This window comes from Tsukamurella pulmonis (assembly GCF_900103175.1).
GTDB classification, from domain to species: domain Bacteria; phylum Actinomycetota; class Actinomycetes; order Mycobacteriales; family Mycobacteriaceae; genus Tsukamurella; species Tsukamurella pulmonis.
In genome coordinates, this window is record NZ_FNLF01000002.1 from 2,506,807 (window position 1) to 2,532,642 (window position 25,836).

Genomic DNA, 25,836 nt, shown 5'->3' on the forward strand with positions numbered 1-25,836 from the left:
CGGAAATCGTCTTGCCGCCATAGATCCATTCATCCTATGATTTGTCCCGTCTGTAAGGAGGGCGAATGACCAGCATCGCGACCGAGCCGCAGGAGGCCGACCACAGCATGGTGCGATCCGTGAAGCAGGGACGACTACTCGTTCTGCTGGCGATCGTGCTGTTCGCCCTGACGCTGCGCACGGCCGTCACATCCCTGACGCCGCTGCTCACGCGGATCAGCGAGGACCTGCACTTCGGTGCGACGATCATCGGCGTCTTCGGCATGCTGCCGACCGCGATGTTCGCCGCAGCGGGGATCGTGACTCCGTTCCTCACCAGCCGTATAGGCCTCGAGCGCACCACCCTGGTGGCGGTCACGGCGACCGCGATCGGCATCGGCGTGCGGTCGCTGATGGGCGGCACCCTGGGGCTGCTGGCGTTCTCGTGCCTGGCGCTGATCGGTATGGGCGTCGGCAACGTCGTGCTCCCGCCGCTGGTCAAGCGGTACTTCTCCGACAACGTCGCGGTGTTGAGCACGGCGTACCTGACGTGCGTGCAGCTGGGCACCATGGTGCCGGCACTGGCCGCGGTGCCCGTCGCGGACGCGTACGGCTGGCGGGTCTCGCTCGCGATCTGGGCGATCATCCCGATCGCGGCGTTCCTGCCGTGGCTCGGCATCGTCCTCGCGCGGCGCGGCCACGACGTGCAGGACGTCAGCGCCGAGGAGACCGCCGAGCCCAAGGGAAGGATCTGGCGCTCGCCGCTGGCCTGGGGCGCTGCCGCGATGTTCGGCATGACCTCGCTCAACACGTACGCGATGTTCACCTGGATCCCGACGATCCTCTCGGACGCGGGCGGCAGCGCGGCCCTCGGCGGGAACATGGTCGCGCTGTTCTCGGGCGTCGGCTTCGTCGCCACCCTGGTGATCCCCGGGATCTGCGCCCGCATGACGAACCCGTTCCCGCTCGTGATCGTGTTCCTCGGCTGCTTCGTGGTGGGCTTCCTCGGCCTGCTGCTGGCTCCGACGACGCTGACGTGGCTCTGGGTGATCGCCGCCGGCCTCGGCCCGACGACGTTCCCGATGGCGCTGACCCTGGTGAACCTGCGCACCCGCACGGGCGCCGGTTCGGCCGCGCTGTCCGGCTTCATGCAGGGCGTGGGCTACCTCGCGGCGTGCGCCGGACCGCTCGGATTCGGCCTGCTGCACGAGGCGACTCACGGCTGGACCGCACCGTTCCTGATGCTCTTCGGCTGCCTCGTCGTACTGGGCGTCGGCGCCTACCAGGCGTGCAAGCCGCGCATGCTCGAAGACACCTGGTGACTCAGAACTTGCTGCTCCAGTAGTCCCAGAACTGCACGGCGATCAGCGTGAGCACCACGATGTACCAGAGCAGGACGAGGGCGGCCAGCAGTTGCTTGACCTGCTGCGTCGCCCTCTCGCCGAGCGCGGCGGCCACCGCGGTCGCGAGGACGATCGGCATGATGGTCCACACGAGCATGCACCACAGGCACAGCGCGTGGATCACGAACAGGCTCGAGTAGATCAGGAAGATCACGAGTGCGAGCCCGGCGGCCGAGCCGATCGCGAGGCCGGTCCAGAACCACCGGGGGAGCGCGACGCCGCCGAGGGTGAGCACGCCGGCGACGATCACCACCGAGAACGACGCGATCCCGATGAGCGGGTTGGGGAAGCCGAACACGGAGCCCTGCCAGGACTGCATCACCGATCCGCACGAGATGGTCGGGTCGAGGCTGCACCCCGGGACGAAGTTCGGATCCTCCAGGATCTTGATCTTGTCGATCGTCAGCATCGCCGAGGCCAGGAGGCCCAGAACGCCGGTCACGAGCAGCAGGATTCCGGTGGTGCGACGGTTCTCGGTGGTGGACACGCCAGCGATCGTAGGCGACGAACCTGGCAGTGCCGTCACGCTCGCCCTCCGACGTACGCGGCGAGGTGCTCGCCGGTGAGGGTGCGGGCGTCCGCCACCAGGTCGGCCGGGGTGCCCTCGAAGACGACGGTACCGCCGTCGTGCCCGGCACCCGGGCCGATGTCGATGACCCAGTCGGCGTGGGCCATCACCGCCTGGTGGTGCTCGATCACGATCACCGACTTCCCGGACTCGACGAGGCGGTCGAGCAGGCCGAGCAGTTGCTCGACGTCCGCGAGGTGCAGGCCCGTCGTGGGCTCGTCGAGCACCAGGACGCCGCCCTTGTCGCCCATGTGGGTCGCGAGCTTGAGCCGCTGGCGCTCGCCACCGGAGAGGGTCGTCAGCGGCTGCCCGAGCCCGACGTAGCCCAGCCCGACGTCGTCCAGATGCCCGAGGATCTTGTGTGCGGCCGGGATCTTCGCCTCGCCGTCGGCGAAGAAGTCGAGCGCCTCGGCGACCGGCATCGCGAGGACCTCGCTGATGTCCTTGCCGCCCAGCCGGTACTCGAGCACCGCGGCCTGGAACCGCTTGCCCTCGCACTCCTCGCAGGTGGTCGAGACGCCGGCCATGATGCCGAGGTCGGTGTAGATCAAGCCCGCGCCGTTGCACGCCGGGCACGCGCCCTCCGAGTTCGCGCTGAACAGCGCCGGCTTGACCCCGTTGGCCTTCGCGAAGGCCTTGCGAATCGGATCGAGCAGCCCCGTGTAGGTGGCGGGATTGCTCCGGCGGCTGCCCTTGATCGGGGTCTGGTCGACGGTGACCACTCCCTCCCGCGGGCTGATCGACCCGTGGATGAGCGAGCTCTTGCCCGATCCGGCGACGCCGGTGATCACGGTGAGAACACCGAGGGGCACGTCCACGTCGACGTCGCGGAGGTTGTGCTCGGTGGCTCCCCGCACCTCGAGGGCGCCCGACGGTGCGCGGACCGCGTCCTTGAGACGCGCGCGGTCGTCGAGGTGGCGGCCGGTGAGGGTGTCCGCCTTCCGCAGCCCGTCGACGGTGCCCTCGAAGACGATCTCGCCGCCCGCGGTGCCCGCCTTCGGGCCCAGATCCACGACGTGGTCCGCGATCGCGATGGCCTCCGGCTTGTGCTCGACGACGAGCACGGTGTTGCCCTTGTCGCGCAGGCGCAGGAGCAGATCGTTCATCCGGGCGATGTCGTGCGGGTGCAGGCCGATGGTCGGCTCGTCGAAGACGTAGGTGATGTCGGTGAGCGAGCTGCCCAGGTGGCGGATCATCTTGGTGCGCTGCGCCTCGCCGCCGGAGAGCGTTCCGGCGGGGCGGTCGAGGGAGAGGTACCCGAGGCCGATCTCCACGAAGGAGTCGAGCGTGAACCGCAGGCTCTCGAGCAGCGGCGCGACCGACGGGTCGTCGACGCCGCGGACCCACGTGGCGAGATCGCTGATCTGCATGGCGCAGCAGTCGGCGATGGAGGCGCCGTTGATCTTCGAGGAGCGCGCCAGCTCCGACAGTCGCGTGCCGTCGCACTCCGGGCACACGCTGAAGGCGACGGCGCGCTCGACGAAGGCCCGGATGTGGGGCTGCATCGCATCGACGTCCTTCGACAGGAACGACTTCTGGATCTTGGGGATGATGCCCTCGTAGGTGAGGTTGATCCCTTCCACCTTGATCTTGGTCGGCTCCTTGTAGAGCAGGTCGTCGAGCTCGCGCTTGCCGTACTTCGCAATGGGCTTGGCGGTGTCGAAGAAGCCGCTGCCGCGGTAGATCCGCCCCTGCCAGCCCTCCATGCTGTAGCCGGGGATGGTGAACGGATTCTCGTCCAGGGACTTGCTCGCGTCGTAGAGGGCGGTCAGGTCGATGTCGGTGACGGAGCCGCGGCCCTCGCAGCGCGGGCACATGCCGCCGGTGATGCTGAAGCTGACGCGCTCCTTGACCTCGCGGCCGCCCTTGTCGTGCTTGACGGCGCCGGCGCCGCTCACGGACGCCACGTTGAAGGAGTAGGCCTGGGGCGAACCGATGTGCGGTTCGCCGAGGCGGCTGAACAGGATCCGGAGCATGGCGTTGCCGTCGGTGGCGGTGCCGACGGTCGACCGCGGGTCCGAGCCCATCCGCTCCTGACCGACGATGATCGCGGTGGTCAATCCGTCGAGGACGTCGACGTCCGGTCGCGCGAGCGTGGGCATGAATCCCTGCACGAACGCGCTGTAGGTCTCGTTGATCATGCGCTGCGACTCGGCGGCGATGGTGCCGAAGACCAGCGAGCTCTTCCCGGACCCGGAGACGCCGGTGAAAACGGTCAGCCGGCGTTTGGGCAGCTCGATGCTGACGTTCTTGAGATTGTTCTCCCGGGCACCGTGCACGCGGATCTTCTCGTGGCTGTCGGCGATGTGCGGGACGGACTGCGGCATGAATGCTCCTGGTGACCTCGTGCGGCAACCGCACCAGCGTACCGACGGCGCGCGTCGCGTCGTCGCCGTCCGCAACCGGTCGTTCACAACCGATCCGCCGTCACCGATCGCGGCCGGAATGCAGAGAAGTCGGGCGCGCCCTACGGCGCGCCCGACTTCGTGAACGGGGGGAGCGGAGTCAGTCGTTGTACTGCGAGAGCTCGACGTCGGTCCACTTGTACCGGTTGCCCGGCGTGAGCGTCGCGCGACCGAAGCCCTCGAGATCCTCGAAGCCGCTCCAGTTGTCGGCGCCGTCGGTGAGGCCGAAGAGGTAGACGTCGGTGCCCAGGAGGTGCTGCACACCCACCGTGTAGCCCTCGACGTTGGTGACGAGCATCGGCATCCGGTGCACGTCGACCATGAGGTCGTTGTCCTCGGGGTTGAACGAGATCAACTTCTCCCCGGAGGCGGAGAGCTGCCACTTGATCTTGTCGACGGGGCCGTCCTTCTGCGAGAAGTCCAGCAGCTCCGCGAGGCGCAGAGCGCAGTCCGCGCTGTAGGTGGCGATCAGCGAGCCGGTCTGGCGCACGCGGCCTTCGCGCTCGACCCGCTGGGCGCGCAACTCCTCATCGTGCTTGCGAACGAGTTCTTGCGCGCGCTTGAGGACGGAGAGGTCATCATTGGTCATGGTGTTAACAATAGCGTTATCCGACCATCGACGGTTACTGTTCCCCCCGTAAGAGGGCGTGTCGCGCTCGAATTCTCCTGGCAATCGATGCCGGCCGTTGACGGGGTGCCGCACCCTCGCGGCCGCCGCCTGCGCGAAACGCGAACCCGCCGAAGCGATCTGGCGGAAGTCGACGAATGATCCGCGTTGCGCGGCGCGACGGGCCGCGCGCGGATCGGGCGAATTGTCGATCATGTCGATCAAATCGATCATTCTCGAAATTGAATCTATGGCCATTTGCCGCGTGTCGGAACTCGCCAGCGCGGACGACGCTCGAGAGGGGATCAAGCCGGGCAGGCTGAACTGAACAGTCTCCTCGAGCGAGACATCCGGCCGTGACGGCGCCGCCATTTCGTTACGACTGTGCCTGCCCATGAAACCCTCCTTGCCCACACGAACGAAATCCCATTTCTTCGATCGCGAATTGACGTGCGTCACAAGAATAGAAGGCGGCGTATTGCTATTGCAACCACAGTGATAGGTGATCACGGATGAGGGGAGTGGGGCCGGGTGGAGAAGCGATCGCCTCCGAGCGAGAGCCCTGCGCGTGGACACACGGACGGACGCACCGCGGAGTCATCCTGCGACGCGTATCCGCTGGTCCAGCCACTCGCGCGCCGTGGCCTCAGCGTCGTGGCCGGCGAGCCAGCCGCCACCGCGCAATTCCGCCGCCATCCGGTCCCGCCGGTCGTCGACGGTGAGCGAACCGTCCCGGTAGATGCGCCCCATGCGGCGCGAGCCGTCCTGAATGCGGTGCGTGCGGTCCCTGCGGATGTCCTCGTAGAGGCGCAGGCGAGATGCGACTTCGTCGAGGCCGATGCCGCGCAGCAGCACACCGAGGGTGACCGCGTCCTCGATGGCCGTGTTGACCCCCTGGCCGAGATACGGGGCCATCGCATGGGCCGCGTCGCCGATCAACGCGACCCGGGGGCTGGTCCACCCGGTGAGGGCCGGACGGTCGTAGATGCCCCACGCGAAGGTCGACTCCACCGCAGCGATGACCGCACGCACCTCGGGGTGCCATTCCTGGTACTCCCGCGCCAGATCCGCCACGTTCCCCGGCCCTGACCACGCTCCCGGCGCAAGGGTGTTCGGCACCGACGCGACCACGTTGAGCAGACGCCCGCGCGCGACGGGGTAGGTGATGAAGTACCTGCTCTCGCCGAGCCACTGACACAGCCGCGCGGTCTCCGCGCCGCTGATGCGTTCGGTGGGCACCAGTGCCCGATAGGCCATGATGCCCTGGTTCTCCGGCACCACGGGTTCGCCGATGAAGCCCTGGACCACCGAATGGATACCGTCGGCGCCGATCACCAGGTCGAATCGCTCGCGATGCCCGTTGCCGAACCGGAGGTCGACACCGTCCGCGTCCTCGGCGAGGACCTCGAGCTCGTGGCCCAGCCGCACCGCGCCGCAGGCGAGTTGATCATGCAGCGCGCGTTGGAGCTCCGCCCGGTGCGCCGGATAGACGATGGTGCTCTCGAGCGTGCCGTTCCCCTGAGCGTCGCCGTCGGGCGAGAGCGACTCGCCTTGCCACATGCGAGGCGGTCGACAGGGGACCGGCTGCGCCACCTCCCGCACCGGACCGTCGGCACCGATCGCCGCCAGTCCGCGGATGCCGTTCGCCCGCACCACCACTCCGGCGCCGATCTCCCGCAGCTCGCGCGCCTTCTCGAAGACGGTCACGGACAGCCCGCTCGACTCCAGCGCCAGAGCGGCGGTGAGCCCGCCGATCCCGCCGCCGATCACCGCGACCCGAATCGCTTCCACGCGCATCCCCTTCGACAGATTCGGCGCGAGTGCGCCCCAGGCCAATAATGATAGTTAGCCTAACCTAGCATCAGGGAGGCGCAAGGCGACGTGGCGAGCGTCTCACTCACGCGGCGCAAGCCACCGATTGTTCTGGAACACGCCGCGATCCACGCTGATCCGCCCGGCACCCGTGATCAGGACCGCGAGCCCGAGCAAGAGGAACAGGAACGCCGAGGCGCCGGTCCACTGCTCATCGAGCAGCCCCGTGCCCTGATCCAATGCCGCGCCGGCGGTGTGCCAAGGGATGAGCCCACCGCCGGCCGCGAAGAGATGATCAGGCGCGGTGAGCAGTCCTCCCGCCATCACGGCGACGATGCCGGCGCCCGCGAGCGGGGTGAGCAACCCCAGAACCAGGAGCACCGGGGCACCGATCTCGACCGCCATCGCGAAGGCCGCCGTAACGTTCGGTACCGGCGTCCCGGTCTGAGCGAAGTTGTCGACGGTCCCGCTGTAACCCCAGTTGGTGAGCTTGTTCCACCCGTGAGGAATCAGCGCGAACGCGATTCCCCACCGCAGCAGCAGGCATCCTGCGTCGCGAACTCGAATGGCCATGATGCTCCTCGCACGATCGGATAAGGGGAGACGAACGCGCACATCGGAACCGCGGCGCCGCCGAGGACGGGTCACGCGGGGACGCTAGACCCAATCAATCGCACGCGCAACAAAAGACCGCGCCGTGACGCCCTGCCGCGAACCGAGGGGAGCCGCCCGGCCGGAATGTCCACCAGTGTTCACGGGCCCGGAGCCCACAGTTCGCCGAACCGTGGGGCGCGACGGTTCTAGTGCGATCATGATGATTTCATTGCGCACCCGAACGGCTTGCCGAGTCGCCGCGACAGTGCTCGGCATGGGCATCACCGCTGCGGTTCTGCCGGCCGCGGCGCACGCCGCGACGCCGAGCTATGACACGTGGCGCGCCGATGTCCAGGCCGCCATGTCGGGCGGCACCGCGTGGCTCGACCAGCGCAAGCAGCAGGGCGGCGAACGCCTGGCCATCGTGCTGGACATCGACAACACCGCGCTGCAGACCGACTACCGCCCGGGCACCGCAACGCCGGAGGTGCTCGATTTCGCACGCCATGCCAAGGACATCGGCTTCGCGGTTCTGTTCGCCTCATACCGCACCAACGCCGACAGTGCCACCGCCGCGGTGACCGCGGTCGGCTATCCCGTGGACGCGATGTGCCCGCGGACGCCGCGGACGGCCCGCCATGCGACGGACAGCAAGCAGGCCTGCCGGTCGAAGTACGCGGCCGAGGGGTACACGATCACTGCCAACGTGGGGAACCGGCCCGGAGACTTCACCGGCGGCGACTACGAGAAGGCGTTCAAGCTCCCGGACTACGACGAGACCCTGCAGTAATCGTTCGCCGCGCAGACTCCCCGAACCCACTTTTTCGTCACAGTGACGTTATGGCGTGGACAGGCGGGAGCCCGGGGAAGCGGCGGGCGGGGCGATCCGCGCAACGACACGCTCAGCATGCCGAACGGCGGGCGATCTCGACGGACGCCCACAGCAGGGCCGCGCAAGGGTGACGCGGCGGAGAGTGTGCGGACGAACGCCGACGAGGGAAACGCCGGATCACTGCAGCGCCTCGGGCGCAGCAACCGACGACTGCGACGAACCCATCTGTCCCTTCTCATTCCACTTGACGCATTCCCACCGCTCTGACCTGCGTTGCGTCAACTCGATTGAGAATTGAAACGGTGCGCCTTCTCAATCTACTTGTCGCAAATCGTCAGATCGTCGGGATCGATGGGCGTAAGCGTACTTGTCGGGCACAGGACCGCCACCCAGGCCCGTGACGTCGCGTCGATGCATCTCGATGACGTTCTCGCGGGCACGTAGCCACCCTTGCGGCTCACCCCGGTCGGCCGCGCGGACCTCACGCGCCGAGCTTGTGGGTCAGTGGCGGCCGGCGAGGGCGGTGAGTGTGTTCGCGAACTCCTCGGCGATCGCCAATTGGGCTCGGAGTTCGGCGCAGCGCTGCTGCGCGGCGTCGGAGCATTGATCGACGAAAGCGGTGGCGTCGGCCCGCACCGTGGCGGTTGCTGCCGGGTCGGCGAGGGTGTCGAGGGCGGCGAGCAGGTCCCGCATCTGCTCGAGAGTGAAGCCGAGGGGTTTCATGCGGCGGATCACCAGCAGGCGTTCGACGTCGGCCGCGGTGTAGAGGCGAAAGCCCCCGGGGCTGCGTTCGGACGGGGCGACCAGCCCCATCTCGTCGTAGTGCCGGATCGTTTTGAGCGACAGTCCAGTTGCTTCGGCGACTTGGCCGATCTGCAGCAGCCGGCCGCCTTCGGGTTCGTCAGCCATGATCGTGAGCCTAGTGTTCGCCGCCGAGGTGGCCGCTGAGCCGTCCGTGCCGCTCCGCGGATGCTGGGTTGAGGCCGATGAACTCGACTGTCTTGCCCTTGTTGCGGTACTTGGTCTCGATCGCGTCGAGGGCCGCGACGGTGGAGGCGTCCCAGACGTGGGTGTCGGAGAGGTCGATGATCACGTGCTCGGGGTCGTCGACGTAGTCGAACTGGTAGACCAGGTCGTTGCTGGAGGCGAAGAACAGTTCGCCGCGCACTCGGTAGGTGCGGGTGCCCGCATTGTCGGATGCGGTGGGTGTGACCTCGGTGAAGTGGGCGACGCGGCGGACGAACAGCAGGGTCGCGACGATGACGCCGCCGATCACGCCGTACGCCAGGTTGTGGGTGGCGACGGTGATCGCGACGGTGACGATCATGACTGCGGTCTCGCTGCGCGGCATCCGCCGCAGTGTCGCCGGGGCGATGCTGTGCCAGTCGAAGGTGCCGACGGCGACCATCACCATCACGGCGACCAGTGCGGCCATCGGGATCTGCGCCACCAGATCTCCGAGTCCGACGACGAGGATCAGCAGGAACAGGCCGGCGAGGAAGGTCGAGATCCGGGTCCGCGCGCCGGAGCTTTTGACGTTGATCATGGTCTGGCCGATCATCGCGCAGCCGCCCATGCCGCCGAAGAATCCGGTGATGACGTTCGCGACGCCCTGCCCCCAGCCTTCGCGGGTCTTGTCGGAGTGGGTGTCGGTGATGTCGTCGACGAGCTTGGCGGTCATCAACGATTCGAGCAGGCCGACCAGGGCCATCGCGATCGCGTACGGGGCGATCAACTTCAGGGTGTCCAGGTTGTACGGGACATCGGGGATGAGCCACTGCGGCAGGGTGCTCGGCAGCTCGCCCTCGTCGCCGACGTTCGGTACTCCCAGGCCGAAGGCCATGGTGATAGCGGTGAGCAGCACGATCGCCACCAGGGGTGCTGGCACCGCGTTCGACAGCTTCGGCAGACCGACCATGATGACCAAGCCTGCGGCGATCATCGGATACACCAGCCAGGGCACGTCCGTCATGTGTGGCAGCTGGGCCAGGAAGATCAGGATCGCCAGGGCGTTGACGAAGCCGACCATCACCGACCGGGGGATGAACCGCATCAGCTTCGCCACCCCCAGTGCGCTGAGCACGACCTGCAGGATCCCGGCGAGGATCACCGTCGCCAGCAGGTAGTCCAGCCCGTACTCACGAGAAATCGGCGCCACCACCAACGCGATCGCACCGGTCGCCGCCGAGATCATCGCCGGCCGCCCACCGACGATCGCGATGGTCACCGCCATGGTGAACGAGGCGAACAGCCCGACCCGCGGGTCGACCCCGGCGATGATCGAGAACGAGATCGCCTCCGGAATCAGCGCTAATGCGACGACGAGACCGGCGAGGGACTCGGTTTTGAGGCGTTTCGGGCTCCGCAGCGCCGCAACGACATCGCTGCCCTGCACGGCCTCTTTCACACGCGTCTGTACTGCCATCGAGATCGGGGATCCTCCGTGAATCGGTCGCACGGCACTGCACAGCAACGGTGCGACGGGTGGGTGGTGACGGTGCGCGGTCGTCCGCGCAAGCTGCATCAGACCCTACCCTCCCGTAAGGGGAGTTTCATCCGTGGGTGTCGAGCGGCCCGCGTTGCAGTGGATCTTCCTTACGACTGCGACCTCGTCAGTGTGTGTCGATGATCGCTGTCGTCGGAAGGAGTGATTACCGATTGAACGTAAGAGCGCTGCGTTGATGCTGCAGCTGGTGCTCGCGGACCCAGTTCTGGGCGGCGACCTGCACGGCGTCCCACGGGGAGCCGAGCGGCGGGGTGTAGGACAGGTCGAGTTCGGAGAGGGCGTCGATGGTCATGCCGTGGTGCAGGGCGGTGGCGTAGGTGTCGACGCGCTTGGAGATCTCCGCGGTGCGATGGCCGATGAGCTGAGCGCCGAGCAGGATGCCGGTGTTCTGGTCGCCGGTGATGCGGATGCTGATCGGTGTGGCGCCCGGGTAGTAGGCCTTGTGATCGTCCGGTGTGGAGGTCGTCGACACCGGTACCCAGCCGCGGTCGGCGGCGAGGGCTTCGGTCTCTTTGAGGCCGGTGCGGGCGGCGACGAGGTCGAAGATCTTGACGACCTGGGTGCCGAGGGATCCGGTGTAGTGGGCGGTGCCGCCGAGGGCGTTCTCGCCGGCGACGCGGCCCTGCTTGTGCGCGGTCGTCCCGAGCGGCAGCCAGGTGATGCCGAGCTGGCGGTGGTGGGTGTGCACGGCATCGCCGGCGGCGAAGACGTCCGGCAGGTTGGTGCGCATCTGCTCGTCGACGGCGATCGTGCCCTTGACCCCGAGCTCGGCCCCGGCCTTGGCGGCCAGCTCGGTGTCCGGGCGCACGCCGACGACGACGAGCACCAGATCAGCAGTCAACTGGTCGGTCTCGCCGTCACGTTCGGTGGTCACGGCCAGCCCGCCGGTGGCGGTGCGGTTCACGGCGGTGACCAGGGTGTTGGTGCGGACGTCGACCCCGTTGCGGACGAGTTCGGTGTGGACGAGGGCGCCGAGTTCAGGTTCGACGGTGGGCAGCACCTCGGGCAGGGCTTCGATTTGAGTCACGTGGATGCCGCGGGCGGTGAGCCCTTCGGCCATCTCGAGGCCGATGTAGCCGGCGCCGATAATGATCGCGGTCTTCGGATCCTTGGCGGTGAGGGTGTTCATCACGGCGAAGGTGTCGCCCATCGAGTGAAGCAGGTGCACACCATCGTCAGCGCCGAGGCGGTCGAGGCCGGTGATCGGCGGCCGCACCGATACCGCGCCGGTGCCGATGACGAGGGCGTCGTAGTCGAGGTCGCGAGTGGCGCCGCCGGGGCCGGTGACCGTGAGGCGGTGCCCGGCGGCGTCGATCGCGGTCGCGAGGGTGTCGGTGTGCACGGTCATGCCGGTGGCGGCGAGGTCGGCGGCGGTGCGGTGGGCGAGGTTGCTCCAGTGGGTGACCTCGCCGGAGACGTAGTACGGGATGCCGCAGATGGAGAAGTTCGGGTAGGCGTCGGCGACGACCACGGTGACCTCGCTGGTGGGGTCGAGTTCGCGGGCCCGCAGGGCCGCGGAGATCCCGGCGTCCGAACCGCCGATGGCGATGATCTTGCGTGCAGACATGGGTGTTTTCGTTCCCTTCCAAGAACACAGGCGAGATGAGCAGGGCAGGCGGAACACGGCCGACGGCGGCGAAGGCCGGGCGGTCGACCAGATCTAGAGACGGGGCGGGTCGGGTGGGTCAGGTGGTGGCCGGCAGGAGGTCGGTGAGGAGGGCTTGGACGCGGCGGTCGAGGTCGTCGCGGATCAGGCGGACGGTCTCGATGGGGTGGTTGTCGGGGTCGGCGACCTGCCAGTCCAGGTACCGCTTGCCCGGGTAGACCGGGCAGGCGTCGCCGCAGCCCATGGAGATCACCACGTCCGCGGCCGCGACCACGTCGTCGGTGAGCGGCTTGGGGAACTCCGCGGCCAGGTCGAGCCCGACCTCGGCCATGGCCTGCTCGACGACCGGGTTGATCGCCGTGGCAGGCAGCGAGCCTGCGGAGCGGACGTGCACCCGCCCGCCGCCGTGGTGGGTGAGCAGGGCGGCGGCCATCTGCGAGCGGCCCGCGTTGTGCACGCAGATGAACAGCACCTCCGGCACCGTCTTGCTGGTCGCACCCGTGGATTGCGCGAGTGCGGTGAGGCGTTCGGCGGCGAACCGGCCGGCGAGGGTGACCAGGTGGGTGTGGATGCGGGCGGTGCGCCGCAGCGCGGTGTAGGACTCGAAGACGACCCGTTCGACGGTCTGCTCGGAGACGATCCCGCGGTACTGGACCGCGAGCCGCTCCGCGGTCCGGGCGAGCAGCGCCTGCGGCATCAGCAGTTCCGGTGTGCCGGCCGGTTCGGTGGTGGCGTTCATTCCTATGCTCCCGTTCGTCCGATCCCGGCCTGCTGGGTTGCTACCGGGTGGTGAGTTCGGCTGCCAGCGCGGTGACGCGGGCGGCGATGTCGTCGCGGACCAGGCGCATCCGCTCGATGCCGTCGATGCCCCGCTCCGACGGCTCGTCGGTGTCCCAGTTGACCAGCGCCACACCGTCAGGGGTCTCGACTACCGCTTCGCGGCCGAGGGTGACCACCAGGTCCACGCGGGAGAGCAGATCGGGGTCGATCGGCTTCGGGGTCTCACCGGTGATGTCGACGCCGACCTCCGCGAGAGACTCGGCGGACAGGCCGTTGACCGCGGACCCGGGCTTGGTGCCGGCCGAGTACACGGCGACCGCGTCGCCGGCGGTCTTACGCATCAGACCGGCGGCCATCTGCGACTTGCCGCCGTTCTTCACGCACACGAACAGAACACTCGGCGTGCCCGATTCGGTCTCGGTATCAGGCTTGGTCTGGTTGTCGGGCATCAGTTCATACTCCTGGACGAATCAGCTGCGGTCGCAGCGGAGGACGGGGTGAGGGGGAATCGCTTGCGCAGGGCGAGTGAGACGTAGACGAGGCCGACGAGGACCGGCACCTCAATGAGCGGTCCGACGACGCCGGCGAGGGCCTGGCCGGAGGTGGCGCCGTAGGTTGCGATCGCGACGGCGATGGCGAGCTCGAAGTTGTTGCCGGCGGCGGTGAACGCGAGCGTGGTGGTGCGCTCGTAGCCCAGGCCCATGACGGCGCCGAGCAGGTAGCCGCCGCCCCACATGATCGCGAAGTACACCAGCAGCGGCACCGCGATCCGGGCGACGTCCCACGGGCGGGAGGTGATCTGCTCACCCTGGAGCGCGAAGAGGATGACGATGGTGAACAGCAGCCCGTACAGGGCCCACGGCCCGATCTTCGGGAGGAACTTCGCTTCGTACCAGTCGCGGCCCTTGGTCTTCTCGCCGATCCGGCGCGAGAGGTAGCCGGCGAGCAGCGGAATGCCGAGGAAGATCAGCACCGATTTGGCGATCTGCCACGGTGAGGTGCTGATCGTGGTCTGCTCCAGACCGAGCCAGCCGGGCAGGATCGAGAGATAGAACCAGCCGAGGACGGCGAACATGATCACCTGGAACACCGAGTTCAGCGCCACCAGCACGGCCGCCGCCTCGCGGTCGCCGCAGGCCAGGTCGTTCCAGATGATCACCATCGCGATGCACCGGGCCAGGCCGACGATGATCAGACCCGTCCGATACTCGGGCAAGTCGGGCAGGAAGATCCAGGCGAGGGCGAACATCAGCGCCGGGCCGAGGACCCAGTTCAGCAGCAGCGAGCCGAGGAGGAGTTTGCGGTCGCCGGTGACGGTATCGAGGCGGTCGTAGCGGACCTTCGCCAGCACCGGGTACATCATGATCAGCAGGCCGATGGCGATCGGCAGCGAGACGCCGTCGACCTGGATCTTCTCCAGCGCGGTGTTCAGGCCGGGGATCATCCGGCCCAGCAGCAGGCCGGCGACCATGGCGACGCCGATCCACACCGGCAGGAACCGGTCGAGGGTGGAGAGTTTGCCGACGACCGGCTGATGCTCGGCGGCTGTTGCGGGGCTGGTCACGAAAGAACCTCCATCGAAGTGGCGCTGGTGGCGGGTTCGCCGGACTGCAGGATCCCGGCGAGCGAGGACAGGACTTCGGGGATGACGCGGTAGTACACCCAGGAGGCGCGGCGCTCGGACTCGAGCAGCCCCGCAGTCTTGAGGACCTTGAGGTGATGGGAGATCGTCGGCTGCGAGACGTCCACGGCCGGCGAGATGTCGCAGACGCAGGCCTCGCCATTCTCGTGGCTGGCGATCAAGCTGAACAACCGCAACCGGATCGGGTCAGCGAGAGCCTTGAACACCGCCGCCAGATCGACGGACTGGGTTTCCGACAGGGGTTCACGGACCAGCGGTGAGCACCGCACGGTCACCTCGGTCAACGGAATCGAATTCGACACACATCAATATTGACAGACGTCGATCTCGAACGCAATATGGTCGCCGTCCGCCGCGACGGGCTCAGCGGTCGAGAATCTCCCCGGACAGTTCGTTGATCACGACACGGAGGCGGGCGAGTTCCTCGACACCGGCTGAGGTGGCTGTGTAGACGCGTCGCACCCGGCCGTCGACGAGGTGCTCTGAGGAGCGAAGGAGTCCGCCGTCTTCGAGGCGTTGCAGCAGCGGATAGAGGGTTCCGGGTGAGATGCGGTAGCCGTGGTGCGCGAGTTCTTCGGCCATCCACGCGCCGTAGACACCGCCGTCTTCGGCGGCATGGTGCAGGATATGGACCGGCACAGCGCCGCGCAGAAGTTCGCGCACCAGGTCCATGTCGGGCACCCTACCGAACGTCGCCTCGCCTGCCCGAGAGCTGCTGACGGATCACGTAGACGGCGGCACCGAGCCCTGCCACCACCGCGCCGGCCGCGACCGATTGCCAGGGCAGGGTGAACGCGAGCAGCACGCACCCGCCGGCCCCGACGACAGGTATCAGTCGCGCGGGGCGGCCCTCGTCGAGGCTGAGTGTCCACGCTGATGCGTTGGCGATGGCGTAGTAGAGCAGGACGCCGAACGAGGAGAAGCCGATCGCCCCGCGCACGTCGACCGCGAGCACCAGCGCAGCGACGACGACCCCGACGGCGATCTCGGCGTGGTGCGGCACCTGGAACCGCGGATGCACCGCCGCCAGCGGAGCGGGGAGGTGTCCGTCGCGGGCCATCGCGAGGGTAGTGCGCGAGACGCCGAGGGTCAGCGATAGCAGCGACCCGAGCGCCGCAACGGCGCCCCCGATCGCGACAGCTACCGCCAGCCCTGGCACGCCGGTCGCGCGGGCGACGTCGGTGAGCGGTGCGACCGATGTGGCCATCGCGTCCGGACCGAGAACTGCGAGCGCGGTCGTGGCGACCGCCGCGTAGACCAGTAACGCCAGGCCCAGCGCTGTCGGGATCGCCAGCGGGATCGTGCGTTGCGGATCCCGGACCTCTTCGCCGAGCGTCGCGATCCGCGCGTACCCGGCGAAGGCGAAGAACAACAACCCCGCCGCCTGCAACACCCCGTACACGGTCACATCTGAACCGATCGCCAACCTGCCGGCGTCGAGGGCGCCGGCCCCGATAGCGGAGAGCACCACCGCGGCGAGCGCAGCGAGTACCACGGCGACGATCACCCGGGTCAGGATCGCCGACTTCTGCACCCCGCGGCAGTTCACCGCGGTCAGCGCCACGACGGCGGCCACCGCGACAGCGCGGGCGTGCTCGGGCCACGCGTACGCGCCGACGGTCAGCGCCATCGCCGCACACGACGCCGTCTTGCCGACCACGAAGCTCCACCCGGCCAGGTAGCCCCAGAACGGCCCCAGGCGCTCACGCCCATACACGTAGGTGCCGCCCGACTGGGGGTATCGCGCCGCCAATCGCGCTGAGGCGATCGCGTTGCAATACGCCACCACTGCTGCCACGAGAAGCCCGACCAGCAGCCCGGACCCCGCGGCGGCCGCCGCGGGCCCGAGAGCGGCGAAGATCCCCGCACCGATCATCGACCCGAGCCCGATCACCACCGCATCACCGACACCGAGTCGACGCGCCAACCCGCTGTTCGCCGCCCCTGTAGCCATTTCTGCACGCCTCCGCTCGACTGCCGTACAACCGAGAACGGTAGCCGATATCTAGATCCGATATCGGATGCAGTGGAGTCGTTGCCCGGATGTTCGTCACCAGTTCACCGACTACGTGGAGTGCGGCAGCCTCGCCCGAGCCTGGCGCCCTCACCGGCGGCGGCCGGGCGCGCGCAGAGAACTGCTAATTGCCGGGCGTGCAGCAGGCAGTCGGTGCGATTCGTGCGACTCCGCCGGCAGGAGCTACTGTCGGTTCGGCGGCAGAGGGTTCACCATTGAAGGTCTCGGCGTCAGCGAGGACGGTGTAAACCTCCCAGCGTTCGGCGTCGGGGGCGGTGACCCAGACCTTGTCCTGGGTGGCGAAGCAACAGGTGGCGCCGATCTCCTCCTCGGTGAACAGCTGCTCGTCGGTGAGGCGGGCGATCTCGGAGTGGACCTTCTCGCTGGAGTCGACCTCGACGCCGAGGTGGTTGATGCTGCCGCCCTGACCGGGGTTCTCCAGCAGCACCAACTTGAGCGCCGGGTCGGCGACGGCGAAGTTGGCGTAGCCGGGCTTGACCTTGGCCGGGCCGGTGCCGAACAGCTTGGTGTAGAACGTGATCGACTGCTCGAGATCGTCGACATTGAGGGCGAGTTGGACGCGGGACATGAGAACCTCCAAGGCTGAGATATATATCAAAAGGGTGTGCGGGTTCAGTTCTAGACCACACTTTGACATATGTCAACAAGTGGGTAGATTGGAATCATGCCCAAGACGCTCCCCGTGGTCGATATCAGCGCCCCGATCTGCTGCGCCCCGCTCGCCGCCGGCGTGATGGACGCTGGCACCGCGCTCGAGCTCGCGTTGCGGCTCAAGGCCCTCGCCGATCCGGCGAGGATCCAGCTGATCTCGATTCTCATGGCCTCCCGCCCGGGGGAGGTCAGCACTGGCGACCTCGCCGAGGCAGTGAACCTTTCCTCGGCGACTGTCAGCCATCATCTCGGGCAGCTCAAGAAGGCCGGCCTAGTCAGCTCGGAGCGCCGCGGCGTCAACGTTTTCTATCGCGCCGAACCCGGTGCGCTCGAAGCGCTCCGCGGCGTGCTGGCCACCTGCTGCTGATTGAGACACTGCCGCAGGTCGTTTCGCATGGTGCTCTTGGATCGCCTACGGCGCATGCGCAGCAGCGATGAGCGTGCGCTGTCTGATGTCGTTGCGCCAGAGAGTGAGTGGGTCACTCATCCCTTCGGGGCGGCAGTTGTCGGACACCAGGTGCGCGAAGGTGGGGCGGACGTCTGCCCAGGCTCGTGAGGCCAGAGCCTGGGCAGTCCAGGTGGGGTCAACGAGCAGTCGCGTGAGCTCGACAGTCGCCGGATAGCAATGGGCGGCCATACGTGTGGACCAGATCTCGCGTGGGGATACCGTCCCCCTGATCGCGGCCGGCGCCGGGTCTAGGGCCTGATCGGGTGGCAGGTTCAGCACGTTCATCGTGGACCAGGAGGTGATGATCTCGACGGCGTCGCGGAAGGCGGTGTGGGTCGGGGCCGCGCCGTATTGTGCGACGAGCCTGCGGTACCGGTGGTGGGCGCGGCTGATGTCGGGTCGGCGGTCAGTGTGCAGGGGATAGCGCACGTTGCCGGTCCAGACGCGATGTCGAGGACAGAATCGAGCCGGGTGTGCGTGCCAGGCGTTGACGGTTTGTCCGGGTGCTCGGCGGGCGACGCAGCGATAGCACGGAGCGAAGGTGTACCAGTGGCCCGGCAGCAGCCGCGTCGTTTTCGCATCGAGTTCCGGTAACGCGCATCGGAGTACGGGGGCCGAGTATCCGCTCAAGGTGGAGAGCAACGCGGTCTGACGGCGATCTTCGGATATCGACAGGCTCAGTAGGAGTCCCTTGGGGAAGCAGTTGATCTGCTCGAGGCGGTGCAGGTAGCTGAAGACGACCTCGTTGGGGAACGGTTTGACCGTCCGGGGCAGTCGGCGGACGACCTGGAGCGGGTTGCCGGAGATCACTGTGCCGTGCGCTCGTCGCGTGGCGTGATTTGTTCCGCTGCGTGGTCGACGGGCGTCTCCTCGAGCAATGCGCGGGTGACCGCTTCGGTGCCGGTGATGATCGCGGTCAGGGCCGCGGAGCGGACGAGCTGCGAGAGGCTGGAGATGCTTCCGCCGGTCCGGCGGTGGAGAAACTTCCCGTTGCGGGTGAGCGTGCCCGGGGCGTGGTCATAGAGCCGCAGGGCGCTGTCGAGGGTAGCGACGAGTCCGCGCCATTCGTCGTCGCAGGCGAAGGTGCCGGTGCGCATGAGCACCGAGCGGCCTGAGATCTGCTTGCCCCTGACACCTGTGAACAGCCCAGATCGTTCGACGTTGATCCCGGCGTAGATGAACGTCGCGGGCATGTGTTCGGTGAAGTATTTCAGGTGGTCGGACATGTCTTCGCCGGCGCTCGTCGCGAGGTTGAGGTTGTGGATCTCGTCGACGATCACCAGGTCCGTACGGGCTTCGGTGAGGACGTGGCACACAGCGTCGGCGATGTCGCTGGTGTTGAACCGAGCGCGGCTCGGGATGCCGAGGAAGTGGGCGAATTCGCTGGCGAGTTTGCGGGGCGAGCCCTTCGGTGGGGTGGTGATGTAGACGACAGGGATCCGGTCCTGGCCCGGCCATCGGCGGCGCACGCTCTGCTCGTGCACCTTGCCGAGCATCTTGATCGTGGTCGACTTTCCGCTTGCCCAGGGCCCGTCGACAATGAGTGATCTCCGCGCGCTGATCTCCCGTTGGTTGAGCAGGGTCAGCATTCGGCCGCGGTTGATGATCGCGCGCATCGGCGCAGTTTCGACGACCACGAGCTCAGAGTGATACGCAATGCGCCGCTCGTCGTACGCCTCGCGCTCGGGGGCGTCCATCGCGTCCACCGCAGGTCGTGGCAGTAGCGTCAGCGCCGCCGGTTTCTCCTGGACGAACTGGCGCCAGCCCTCCAAGGTCACCGTGGGAAGGCGGCGGTTCTCCGCGCCGGGATCGTCGTCGTCGGCTACCACCATGATTTTGCTTCCCTTTCGGGGTCGAAAACGGGCAGCGGGATGACGTCAGCGCCCTCGTCATCTTCTTCGTCAGAGATCGGCGCTGGCGCGGTGCCAGACGAGGGGAGTGGCAGCCTTCGCGCTTCAGCGGTAGCAGCGGTACGTGCGGCGATACGGGCGTCTCGTCGCTTGCGCCGGCCGTTGCGCGGCGCTCGATCGGGCGCCGCGGCGCGGTTGAGAACATCGTCGACCGCTTCCGAGATCGCCTGCTCGGTGACGCGTTCGCCACGGTCTGCGATGATCCTGCGGCCGTGCTCCCACGCGTCACGGCCGAACGGCTGCGGCGCGGCCCGAAGTTGTCGCCAATAGGCAATGATCCACGCGTCGTCGTCGGGCGTGCGGATCCACACGCGGCTGACGTCGTACGGGTCGTAGTGCACCAGCCACCGTCCGTTAAGGGACTTGATCCGTGACTTCTCGCCCCGGAGCGGGTTGAGCGCCTCGCAGTCGTACACCCGATGGTCGATCTTGATGCCGTACGAATTGATGACCCGCGTGCAGGTTGGCAGCAGTCGGATGTAGTCGTCGTCCGACAGCGGCACCGGCACGTATCCGGCCACGGACAGCAACGCCGCGTACTTCTCGTTGGGTGACATCACCTCACGGGTCACGAACGGATCCCGGAGGCCGTCGTGACGGCGGTTCTGCCACCCGGTGACGATCCACTCGTCGAGAAGGTTCTGCAACTCGAGCATGGTGAATGCCGCGTTCTGCTCGGCGTCGCGGCCGCGGCGTTCGACAGACGAGCCGAGGTAGCCGGCAACGTGTTGAGCGAACAAGGTGCCGACAGACTGGATCGTGCGCTCAACGATCGGCTTGTCCGTCGGAGTGTCCTCATGGGCCGGTTGCAGGCTGATCCCGAGCGTTCGGCAGGCAGAGCGGAAGGTGTCCGACAAGAACGCTTTCCCGTGGTCGTAGACGATAGTCTCAGGCACGATCACTGGTCGCGCTGCAGCCTCACGTAACCGGTCATCGATTTCGACAAGGTGGTGATACGGCAGTGCTGAGTGCGCCATCTTCACCGCTTCAGACCACCCGGGGCGCATTGGTTCCGGTGTCATCGCGCGCGCCAACAGCAGCGCCGCATCGACAGCCTTCGTCGTCGGCCGCAGTACGGCGGCGCCGATCGTGCGGGTCGCCACGTCGACGAGACCGGTCAGTTCAACCCGCCCGACCACGCCGTCGTCGAGGATGACCGCGACGTCGAGGGGAGTGGAATCGATCTGGGTCACCTCGCCCGGGCGGACCGCGGTGACCGTGCTGAACGGCCCGTCGGGCTGCTTGGCCAACGTCCGCCGGGTTCGTGCCGAGCCCGTCGCGTGACGGCCCTGAGCGAGCCTCTTCAGAAGCCGGTAAAGCGTCTGCATCGACGGCATCGGCACCGTCTCACCCGGGTGGTACTCGGCCAGATCACGCTCGACCGCACGTCTGATCCGATCGACGGTTCCCGAGGAACCGTCCGTATTCGCCTCCAGGACACGCTGCAGCGCCTCGATCACCCTCGGGTCGGTTCGCCCCGCGGGGTTGCTCGCCTGCAGCCGGCGGCGATCGACAAGACCGAGGACGCCCTGCGCCTCGTAGGCAACGCGGCGACGCTGAAACATTCGCAGGGTCATGGCCTGCTGTCCAGCACGCTCGAGCTCGGCGACCTTCGCCATCTCACGCTGGCGCAGTGTCGTCGACCCGACGTCGTACTCCGGTCGCGGACGGGTACCGTGCGGCGCACCTACCGGCACCCCGTCGAGTACCTCGGTGATGTGGCCCTCGAGGTCCCTCGCGGCATCCCTGACGTCGTCGGGAAGCAGGTCGAACAACGCCGGCGGCGCTACCGGCCGGGCGATCACTGACTCCAGCGCGAACGTGCGATCCGTTAGCAGATCAGTCGCCAGAATCGTCAACGGTGCGCCACCGCTCGTACCCGCCAGAAACACCGACGACCCGTCGGTCCCTGCGACGTCGTACACGAGCTCCCGGAACCGCACGCGGCTCCCGACCCGGATCTGGCGATCGCCGGCTCTCACGAACCACCGCCACCCGCCGCAGCTGCCACGACGGTCTCTAGCCCCAGAATCTGCCGGGCCAGCGGCGCACTAAGCTCGCCCGTCCAGATCAGATGAAACAACGTCGGGAGCACCGCGATCTGCGGACCGACGCGGTCTGCGAGAACGCCGATGGGTAGCGGCCCATTGGTCGATTCCGTGAGTGCCGCTGCCGCGAGCGAGTCGTCACGGCACCGCGGTTGCCGGTATCCCGCGAGCCATCGAAGATTCGCTGCGTGCACCACGTCAAGGACACCCAGCCGCAGGTAGTCCCACCCGACGTCGACGCAGCAGTCGCGCGTCGCGGCGAACACCGCAGCAGCGTCCTCATCGACACGACCATCCGGACGAACATCGACTACCGCCGTCGATCCATCGCGTCGCCGCACGAGCACATCAGGAGTATGCGACCTCGTGCGACCTCCGACCGATAGCTCCAGCGTGAGCGGCTGGCTGACGATCTCGATCACATCCGGATTCTGGTCGAACAGCATCAACCAGTCCCGCTCCACCCACGACTCGAAGACGACGTGGTCACCCATCGTCGACGACCACCACTCGCCGGTGAAATTCCGCTGTCCCTTGAACGACCGCGGCTTGCGCACACTGAGCAAATTGACCGCATCCATCGCAGCGAACACAGCGAGAGAGTCTCGCTGCACCACCCCAGCGATCGACATATACGTCACTGTGACGGAACCCGACACCGCAGCGGGCAACCGATCATCACGAGCGGCGAGAGGCTGCGGTGCCTGCATAGGCCGACGCTAGGACATCGAGCGATCCGGGCAACGCAGGCGCGCCGGTCGATGCGTCAACAAGATGAGAACAACACCGAAGATGCGTCAACTAGTTGAGAGCGCCCACTGCAATGCGTCAACTAGGCCGCGAATACGTCAACTGCACTGAGAAGGGACACCATCCGGACGTATGCCGCCGACATCGGCACGGCCGAGCAAGCTTCGCGACACCGCGATATCGGCAGTACCGAGATTCACCGATAATCTACATTATGACATTACGAGGAGGCGCGCGCCTCTCCGGCCGCGCCCCCGAACGAACTGGGTGACGATCGATCCGTCGCGCAGTGATGTTCCGCCGCGAAGTTCCACGACGCCTATCGGGTCAGCTCGACGATCAACTCGTCCACCCGCGTCGCGATGTCGTCACGGATGAGGCGCATCCGTTCGATCCCGTCGATGCCGCGATCGGCGGGTTCATCGGTGCCCCACCTGACCACACGCACCCCGGCCGGCGGCTGCACGACCGCTTCACGGCCGAGGGTGACCACGAGGTCCACGCGGGCCAGCAGCTCCGGGTCGATCGGCGTCGGGACCTCGCCGGTGATGTCGATGCCGACTTCCGCCAGGGTCTCGGCCGACAGTGCGTTGATCGCGGTCCCCGGGTCGGTTCCGGCCGAGTACACCGCGACGGTGTCGCCCGCAGCCCGCCGCATCAACCCGGCGGCCATCTGCGACTTTCCGCCGTTCCTCACGCACACGAACAACACGCTCGGCACTCGGGTTCGACTCTCCGGCATCAGTTCACACTCCTGGACGCGTCGCCGCTCGCGGCGGCAGTGGGCGGGGTGAGCGGGAAGCGCCTGCGCAGGGCCAGCGACACGTAGACGAGAGCAACGAGGACCGGCACCTCGATCAGAGGGCCGACGACACCGGAGAGCGCCTGGCCGGACGTCGCACCGTAGGTGGCGATCGCGACGGCGATCGCGAGCTCGAAGTTGTTGCCCGCCGCTGTGAAAGCCAACGTGGTGGTCCGCTGGTACCCCAGGCCCATCGCCGCGCCGAGCAGATACCCGCCGCCCCACATGATCGCGAAGTACGCCAGGAGAGGCAGCGCGATCCGTGCGACGTCCCAGGGCCGGGAAGTGATCTGCTCCCCCTGGAGGGCGAAGAGGACGACGATGGTGAACAGCAGCCCGTACAGGGCCCACGGGCCGATCCGCGGCAGGAACGTCCCCTCGTACCACGCACGCCCCTTCGTCTTCTCCCCCAACCTGCGCGACAGGTACCCCGCGATCAGCGGGATACCGAGGAAGATGAGCACGGACTCGGCGATCTGCCAGGGCGAGGCACTGATCGCGGTCTGCTCCAGGCCGAGCCGGCCCGGCAGGATCGACAGGTAGAACCAGCCGAGAGCGGCGAACATGATCACCTGGAACACCGAGTTCAGGGCTACGAGGACGGCGGCGGCCTCGCGGTCGCCGCAGGCCAGGTCGTTCCAGATGATCACCATCGCGATGCAGCGCGCCAAGCCGACGATGATCAAGCCGGTGCGGTACTCGGGCAGGTCCGGCAGGAGCAGCCAGGCGAGCGTGAACATCAGCGCGGGGCCGACGATCCAGTTGAGCACCAACGAACTCACGAGAAGCTTGCGATCGCCGGTGACGGTGTCGAGGCGGTCGTAACGGACCTTCGCGAGCACCGGGTACATCATGATCAGCAGACCGAGCGCGATCGGCAGGGAGATCCCGTCGATCTGGATCTTCTCGAGCGCGGCGTTCAGGCCGGGGACCATCCGGCCGAGAAGCAGTCCCAGGGCCATCGCCACCCCGACCCACACGGGAAGGAGCCGATCGAGCGTCGACAGCCTCCCTCCCGCCTCCACGTCCGCGGCCGGCGCAGTCACTGCGGACCGCAGTCGCACACGGCGGTGGTGGCGAGTCGCTCGACCGCGAGATCCGCGTAGCCGGGCTCGACCTTCGCCGGACCGACGCCGATCAGCGTGGAGCAGAGGGTGATCGACGCACCGACGCTGCGAGTGGGCTGCGTGCGGCACACGATGATCACCTCCGAAGCTGTGCGATGTATGTCGAATCTCTTGCCGACTCAGTTCTACTGCACCTCTTCGACATATGTCAAGATAGTGCGTATGCTCGCCGCCATGCCCAAGACGCTGCCCATGATCGACATGAGCGATCCGGTCTGCTGCGCGCCCGTCGCTGCGACAACCGCCGACGACGTCGCCGCACTCGACGTGGCACTGCGCCTGAAAGCCCTCGCGGACCCGGTCCGCGTCAAACTGTTGTCGCTGCTGTTCACCTGCGGCGAACCCTGCACGACGAGCTCCCTCGCAGCCGCGGTGAACCTCGCCGAATCGACCGTGAGCCACCACCTGGGCCAGCTGCGCACCGCGGGCTTCATCGCTTCCGAGCGGCAGGGCATGAGCATGCACCACACGCCGCGCCGCGAAGCGCTGACAGCGCTCTGCAAGGTTCTCGATCCGGACTGCTGCTGAGCCCGACGGGCCGGGCAGGACGTGGAACGCGGCGCGTCAGCGAGCCTCCAGCACCCCGTCGATCGCGGCGTCCGACGAGGTCGCCCCCACAGTGGCGGGCGCGACCTCACCGCCCCGCGCACGCCGGGTGTCCGTCGCCGCCATCCAGCTGACGGCGACGCCGGCACCCACCACCAGCACCATCCCGACGACGGCCGGAACACCGAGACTCTGATGCAGGAAGACGGTGCCGACGATCGCGCCGACAGCGGGGTCGAGCCCGAACAACAGCGCGATCAGCGCCGCCGACGCCCGCGCCGCGGCGATGGCATCGCACGTGTACGAGACGACGACGCCGAAGAAGGCCGCCGCCAGCAACAGCCCTACGGTCCGCGCATTCAGCTCCCCCAGGGCGCGCAGTGACCACGGCGCCGTCGTCGCGGCCGCGATCGTCACCGCGAGCGCCAACCTCGACAACGGCTGCTGCTGACGCCCGACGCGCTCGGCCAGAACGGCGTAACCGGCGAAGCAGAGGCCCGCGCCCAGCCCGAACGCGACACCGACGAGGTTGACGCCGCTCCCCTGACCCGCGATCAGCACGACACCGAGCAGCGCGATCGGCGCGCAGCACCGCTCCCGCCAGCGCTTGGCCATGACGAACGCGAGACTGCACGGGCCGAGGAAGTCCAGGGTCACCGCCACGCCGAGTGGGAGCCGGTCGATGGCCTGGTACAGACAGAGGTTCATCACCGCCATGACGACCCCGAAGGCGATGATCGCCGACCACTCCCGCACAGTCACCCGGCGAAGGTTCGGTCTGGTCA

Annotated in this window: 28 protein-coding genes; 5 read left to right on the forward strand and 23 right to left on the reverse strand. The window is 67.6% G+C overall.

The genetic code is table 11. The annotated features are described in order from the left end of the window. Nucleotides 1–65: 65 nt before the first annotated feature. Entirely contained in the window at nucleotides 66–1,301 is a 1,236-nt protein-coding gene (locus tag BLQ62_RS12320; protein ID WP_068534341.1) for an MFS transporter, read from the forward strand. Nucleotide 1,302: 1 nt separating this feature from the next. Here the strand turns inward: BLQ62_RS12320 and BLQ62_RS12325 are convergent, their stop codons facing one another. From BLQ62_RS12325 to BLQ62_RS12335, 3 genes are all read right to left on the reverse strand, one after another. After that, nucleotides 1,303–1,869: a vitamin K epoxide reductase family protein gene (locus BLQ62_RS12325; RefSeq protein ID WP_231857582.1), complete on the reverse strand. Its 567-nt coding sequence runs from the start codon at nucleotides 1,867–1,869 to the stop codon at nucleotides 1,303–1,305. Nucleotides 1,870–1,904: 35 nt separating this feature from the next. Continuing rightward, on the reverse strand, nucleotides 1,905–4,277 hold the full coding sequence (locus tag BLQ62_RS12330; protein ID WP_068565178.1) for an ATP-binding cassette domain-containing protein: 2,373 nt from the start codon (nucleotides 4,275–4,277) through the stop codon (nucleotides 1,905–1,907). A 178-nt stretch (nucleotides 4,278–4,455) separates the two neighbouring features. Then, complete coding sequence (locus BLQ62_RS12335) at nucleotides 4,456–4,944, reverse strand: hypothetical protein (protein WP_068534335.1); 489 nt, start codon at nucleotides 4,942–4,944, stop codon at nucleotides 4,456–4,458. Nucleotides 4,945–5,002: 58 nt separating this feature from the next. On the opposite strand from BLQ62_RS12335, the gene BLQ62_RS23335 reads away from it, so the two are divergent. Beyond that, nucleotides 5,003–5,290 (forward strand): hypothetical protein, encoded by a 288-nt coding sequence (locus BLQ62_RS23335; RefSeq protein WP_139184195.1) that lies wholly within the window; start codon nucleotides 5,003–5,005, stop codon nucleotides 5,288–5,290. A gap of 269 nt (nucleotides 5,291–5,559) precedes the next feature. Here the strand turns inward: BLQ62_RS23335 and BLQ62_RS12340 are convergent, their stop codons facing one another. Further along, entirely contained in the window at nucleotides 5,560–6,753 is a 1,194-nt protein-coding gene (locus BLQ62_RS12340) for an FAD-dependent monooxygenase (protein WP_160126318.1), read from the reverse strand. A 102-nt stretch (nucleotides 6,754–6,855) separates the two neighbouring features. Further along, nucleotides 6,856–7,347 (reverse strand): DoxX family protein, encoded by a 492-nt coding sequence (locus BLQ62_RS12345; protein ID WP_068565174.1) that lies wholly within the window; start codon nucleotides 7,345–7,347, stop codon nucleotides 6,856–6,858. Nucleotides 7,348–7,642: 295 nt separating this feature from the next. Here BLQ62_RS12345 and BLQ62_RS12350 point away from each other — a divergent pair, with 295 nt between their 5' ends. Beyond that, on the forward strand, nucleotides 7,643–8,158 hold the full coding sequence (locus BLQ62_RS12350) for an HAD family acid phosphatase (RefSeq protein WP_231857581.1): 516 nt from the start codon (nucleotides 7,643–7,645) through the stop codon (nucleotides 8,156–8,158). 543 nt (nucleotides 8,159–8,701) lie between these two features. Here BLQ62_RS12350 and BLQ62_RS12355 read toward each other — a convergent pair. From BLQ62_RS12355 to BLQ62_RS12400, 10 genes are all read right to left on the reverse strand, one after another. Further along, nucleotides 8,702–9,109: a MerR family transcriptional regulator gene (locus tag BLQ62_RS12355; RefSeq protein WP_068565170.1), complete on the reverse strand. Its 408-nt coding sequence runs from the start codon at nucleotides 9,107–9,109 to the stop codon at nucleotides 8,702–8,704. A gap of 10 nt (nucleotides 9,110–9,119) precedes the next feature. Beyond that, nucleotides 9,120–10,625 (reverse strand): SulP family inorganic anion transporter, encoded by a 1,506-nt coding sequence (locus tag BLQ62_RS12360; protein WP_115391354.1) that lies wholly within the window; start codon nucleotides 10,623–10,625, stop codon nucleotides 9,120–9,122. A gap of 226 nt (nucleotides 10,626–10,851) precedes the next feature. Next, complete coding sequence (locus tag BLQ62_RS12365) at nucleotides 10,852–12,273, reverse strand: FAD-dependent oxidoreductase (protein ID WP_068565166.1); 1,422 nt, start codon at nucleotides 12,271–12,273, stop codon at nucleotides 10,852–10,854. A 118-nt stretch (nucleotides 12,274–12,391) separates the two neighbouring features. Continuing rightward, entirely contained in the window at nucleotides 12,392–13,051 is a 660-nt protein-coding gene (locus tag BLQ62_RS12370) for an arsenate reductase ArsC (protein WP_068565163.1), read from the reverse strand. 40 nt (nucleotides 13,052–13,091) lie between these two features. Next, on the reverse strand, nucleotides 13,092–13,541 hold the full coding sequence (locus tag BLQ62_RS12375; protein ID WP_068565160.1) for an arsenate-mycothiol transferase ArsC: 450 nt from the start codon (nucleotides 13,539–13,541) through the stop codon (nucleotides 13,092–13,094). Next, nucleotides 13,541–14,656 (reverse strand): ACR3 family arsenite efflux transporter, encoded by a 1,116-nt coding sequence (gene arsB / locus BLQ62_RS12380; RefSeq protein ID WP_083350806.1) that lies wholly within the window; start codon nucleotides 14,654–14,656, stop codon nucleotides 13,541–13,543. Before arsB (BLQ62_RS12380) ends, BLQ62_RS12375 begins: the two co-directional genes overlap by 1 nt. Continuing rightward, entirely contained in the window at nucleotides 14,653–15,036 is a 384-nt protein-coding gene (locus BLQ62_RS12385) for an ArsR/SmtB family transcription factor (RefSeq protein ID WP_068567456.1), read from the reverse strand. Before BLQ62_RS12385 ends, arsB (BLQ62_RS12380) begins: the two co-directional genes overlap by 4 nt. 61 nt (nucleotides 15,037–15,097) lie before the next feature. Continuing rightward, on the reverse strand, nucleotides 15,098–15,397 hold the full coding sequence (locus BLQ62_RS12390) for an Rv3488 family transcriptional regulator (RefSeq protein ID WP_068567686.1): 300 nt from the start codon (nucleotides 15,395–15,397) through the stop codon (nucleotides 15,098–15,100). A 19-nt stretch (nucleotides 15,398–15,416) separates the two neighbouring features. After that, nucleotides 15,417–16,688 carry an APC family permease gene (locus BLQ62_RS12395; protein WP_068567463.1) on the reverse strand — a complete coding sequence of 424 codons (1,272 nt, stop codon included), beginning with the start codon at nucleotides 16,686–16,688 and terminating at the stop codon, nucleotides 15,417–15,419. Between the two features lie 184 nt (nucleotides 16,689–16,872). Continuing rightward, nucleotides 16,873–17,337, reverse strand: a complete 465-nt coding sequence (locus BLQ62_RS12400; protein WP_231857682.1) for an ArsI/CadI family heavy metal resistance metalloenzyme — start codon at nucleotides 17,335–17,337, stop codon at nucleotides 16,873–16,875. Nucleotides 17,338–17,433: 96 nt separating this feature from the next. Between BLQ62_RS12400 and BLQ62_RS12405 the strand changes: the two genes are divergently transcribed. After that, nucleotides 17,434–17,787: an Rv2640c family ArsR-like transcriptional regulator gene (locus tag BLQ62_RS12405; protein WP_068567464.1), complete on the forward strand. Its 354-nt coding sequence runs from the start codon at nucleotides 17,434–17,436 to the stop codon at nucleotides 17,785–17,787. 45 nt (nucleotides 17,788–17,832) lie between these two features. Here the strand turns inward: BLQ62_RS12405 and BLQ62_RS23345 are convergent, their stop codons facing one another. From BLQ62_RS23345 to BLQ62_RS23845, 7 genes are all read right to left on the reverse strand, one after another. Next, nucleotides 17,833–18,678, reverse strand: coding sequence for a hypothetical protein (locus BLQ62_RS23345; RefSeq protein WP_139184196.1), 846 nt, complete (start codon nucleotides 18,676–18,678; stop codon nucleotides 17,833–17,835). Continuing rightward, complete coding sequence (locus BLQ62_RS12415) at nucleotides 18,675–19,700, reverse strand: ATP-binding protein (protein WP_068567466.1); 1,026 nt, start codon at nucleotides 19,698–19,700, stop codon at nucleotides 18,675–18,677. Before BLQ62_RS12415 ends, BLQ62_RS23345 begins: the two co-directional genes overlap by 4 nt. Further along, nucleotides 19,691–21,760: a Mu transposase C-terminal domain-containing protein gene (locus tag BLQ62_RS12420; protein WP_068567467.1), complete on the reverse strand. Its 2,070-nt coding sequence runs from the start codon at nucleotides 21,758–21,760 to the stop codon at nucleotides 19,691–19,693. Before BLQ62_RS12420 ends, BLQ62_RS12415 begins: the two co-directional genes overlap by 10 nt. Continuing rightward, nucleotides 21,757–22,536, reverse strand: coding sequence for a TnsA-like heteromeric transposase endonuclease subunit (locus tag BLQ62_RS12425; protein ID WP_231857683.1), 780 nt, complete (start codon nucleotides 22,534–22,536; stop codon nucleotides 21,757–21,759). Before BLQ62_RS12425 ends, BLQ62_RS12420 begins: the two co-directional genes overlap by 4 nt. 359 nt (nucleotides 22,537–22,895) lie before the next feature. After that, the gene (locus tag BLQ62_RS12430; protein ID WP_068567474.1) at nucleotides 22,896–23,318 is read right to left on the reverse strand and encodes an arsenate-mycothiol transferase ArsC; all 423 of its coding nucleotides are present in this window, start codon (nucleotides 23,316–23,318) and stop codon (nucleotides 22,896–22,898) included. Next, nucleotides 23,318–24,424, reverse strand: a complete 1,107-nt coding sequence (gene arsB, locus BLQ62_RS12435; protein WP_068567476.1) for an ACR3 family arsenite efflux transporter — start codon at nucleotides 24,422–24,424, stop codon at nucleotides 23,318–23,320. The genes BLQ62_RS12430 and arsB (BLQ62_RS12435) overlap by 1 nt, the downstream gene beginning before the upstream one ends. Continuing rightward, a complete protein-coding gene (locus BLQ62_RS23845) occupies nucleotides 24,421–24,576 on the reverse strand; it encodes a hypothetical protein (RefSeq protein WP_156483203.1) in 156 nt (51 codons plus the stop codon). The genes arsB (BLQ62_RS12435) and BLQ62_RS23845 overlap by 4 nt, the downstream gene beginning before the upstream one ends. Nucleotides 24,577–24,679: 103 nt before the next feature. Between BLQ62_RS23845 and BLQ62_RS12440 the strand changes: the two genes are divergently transcribed. Next, entirely contained in the window at nucleotides 24,680–25,033 is a 354-nt protein-coding gene (locus BLQ62_RS12440; RefSeq protein ID WP_068567687.1) for an Rv2640c family ArsR-like transcriptional regulator, read from the forward strand. A 36-nt stretch (nucleotides 25,034–25,069) separates the two neighbouring features. Here the strand turns inward: BLQ62_RS12440 and BLQ62_RS12445 are convergent, their stop codons facing one another. Then, entirely contained in the window at nucleotides 25,070–25,813 is a 744-nt protein-coding gene (locus tag BLQ62_RS12445; protein ID WP_160126317.1) for an EamA family transporter, read from the reverse strand. Between the last annotated feature and the right edge of the window lie 23 nt (nucleotides 25,814–25,836).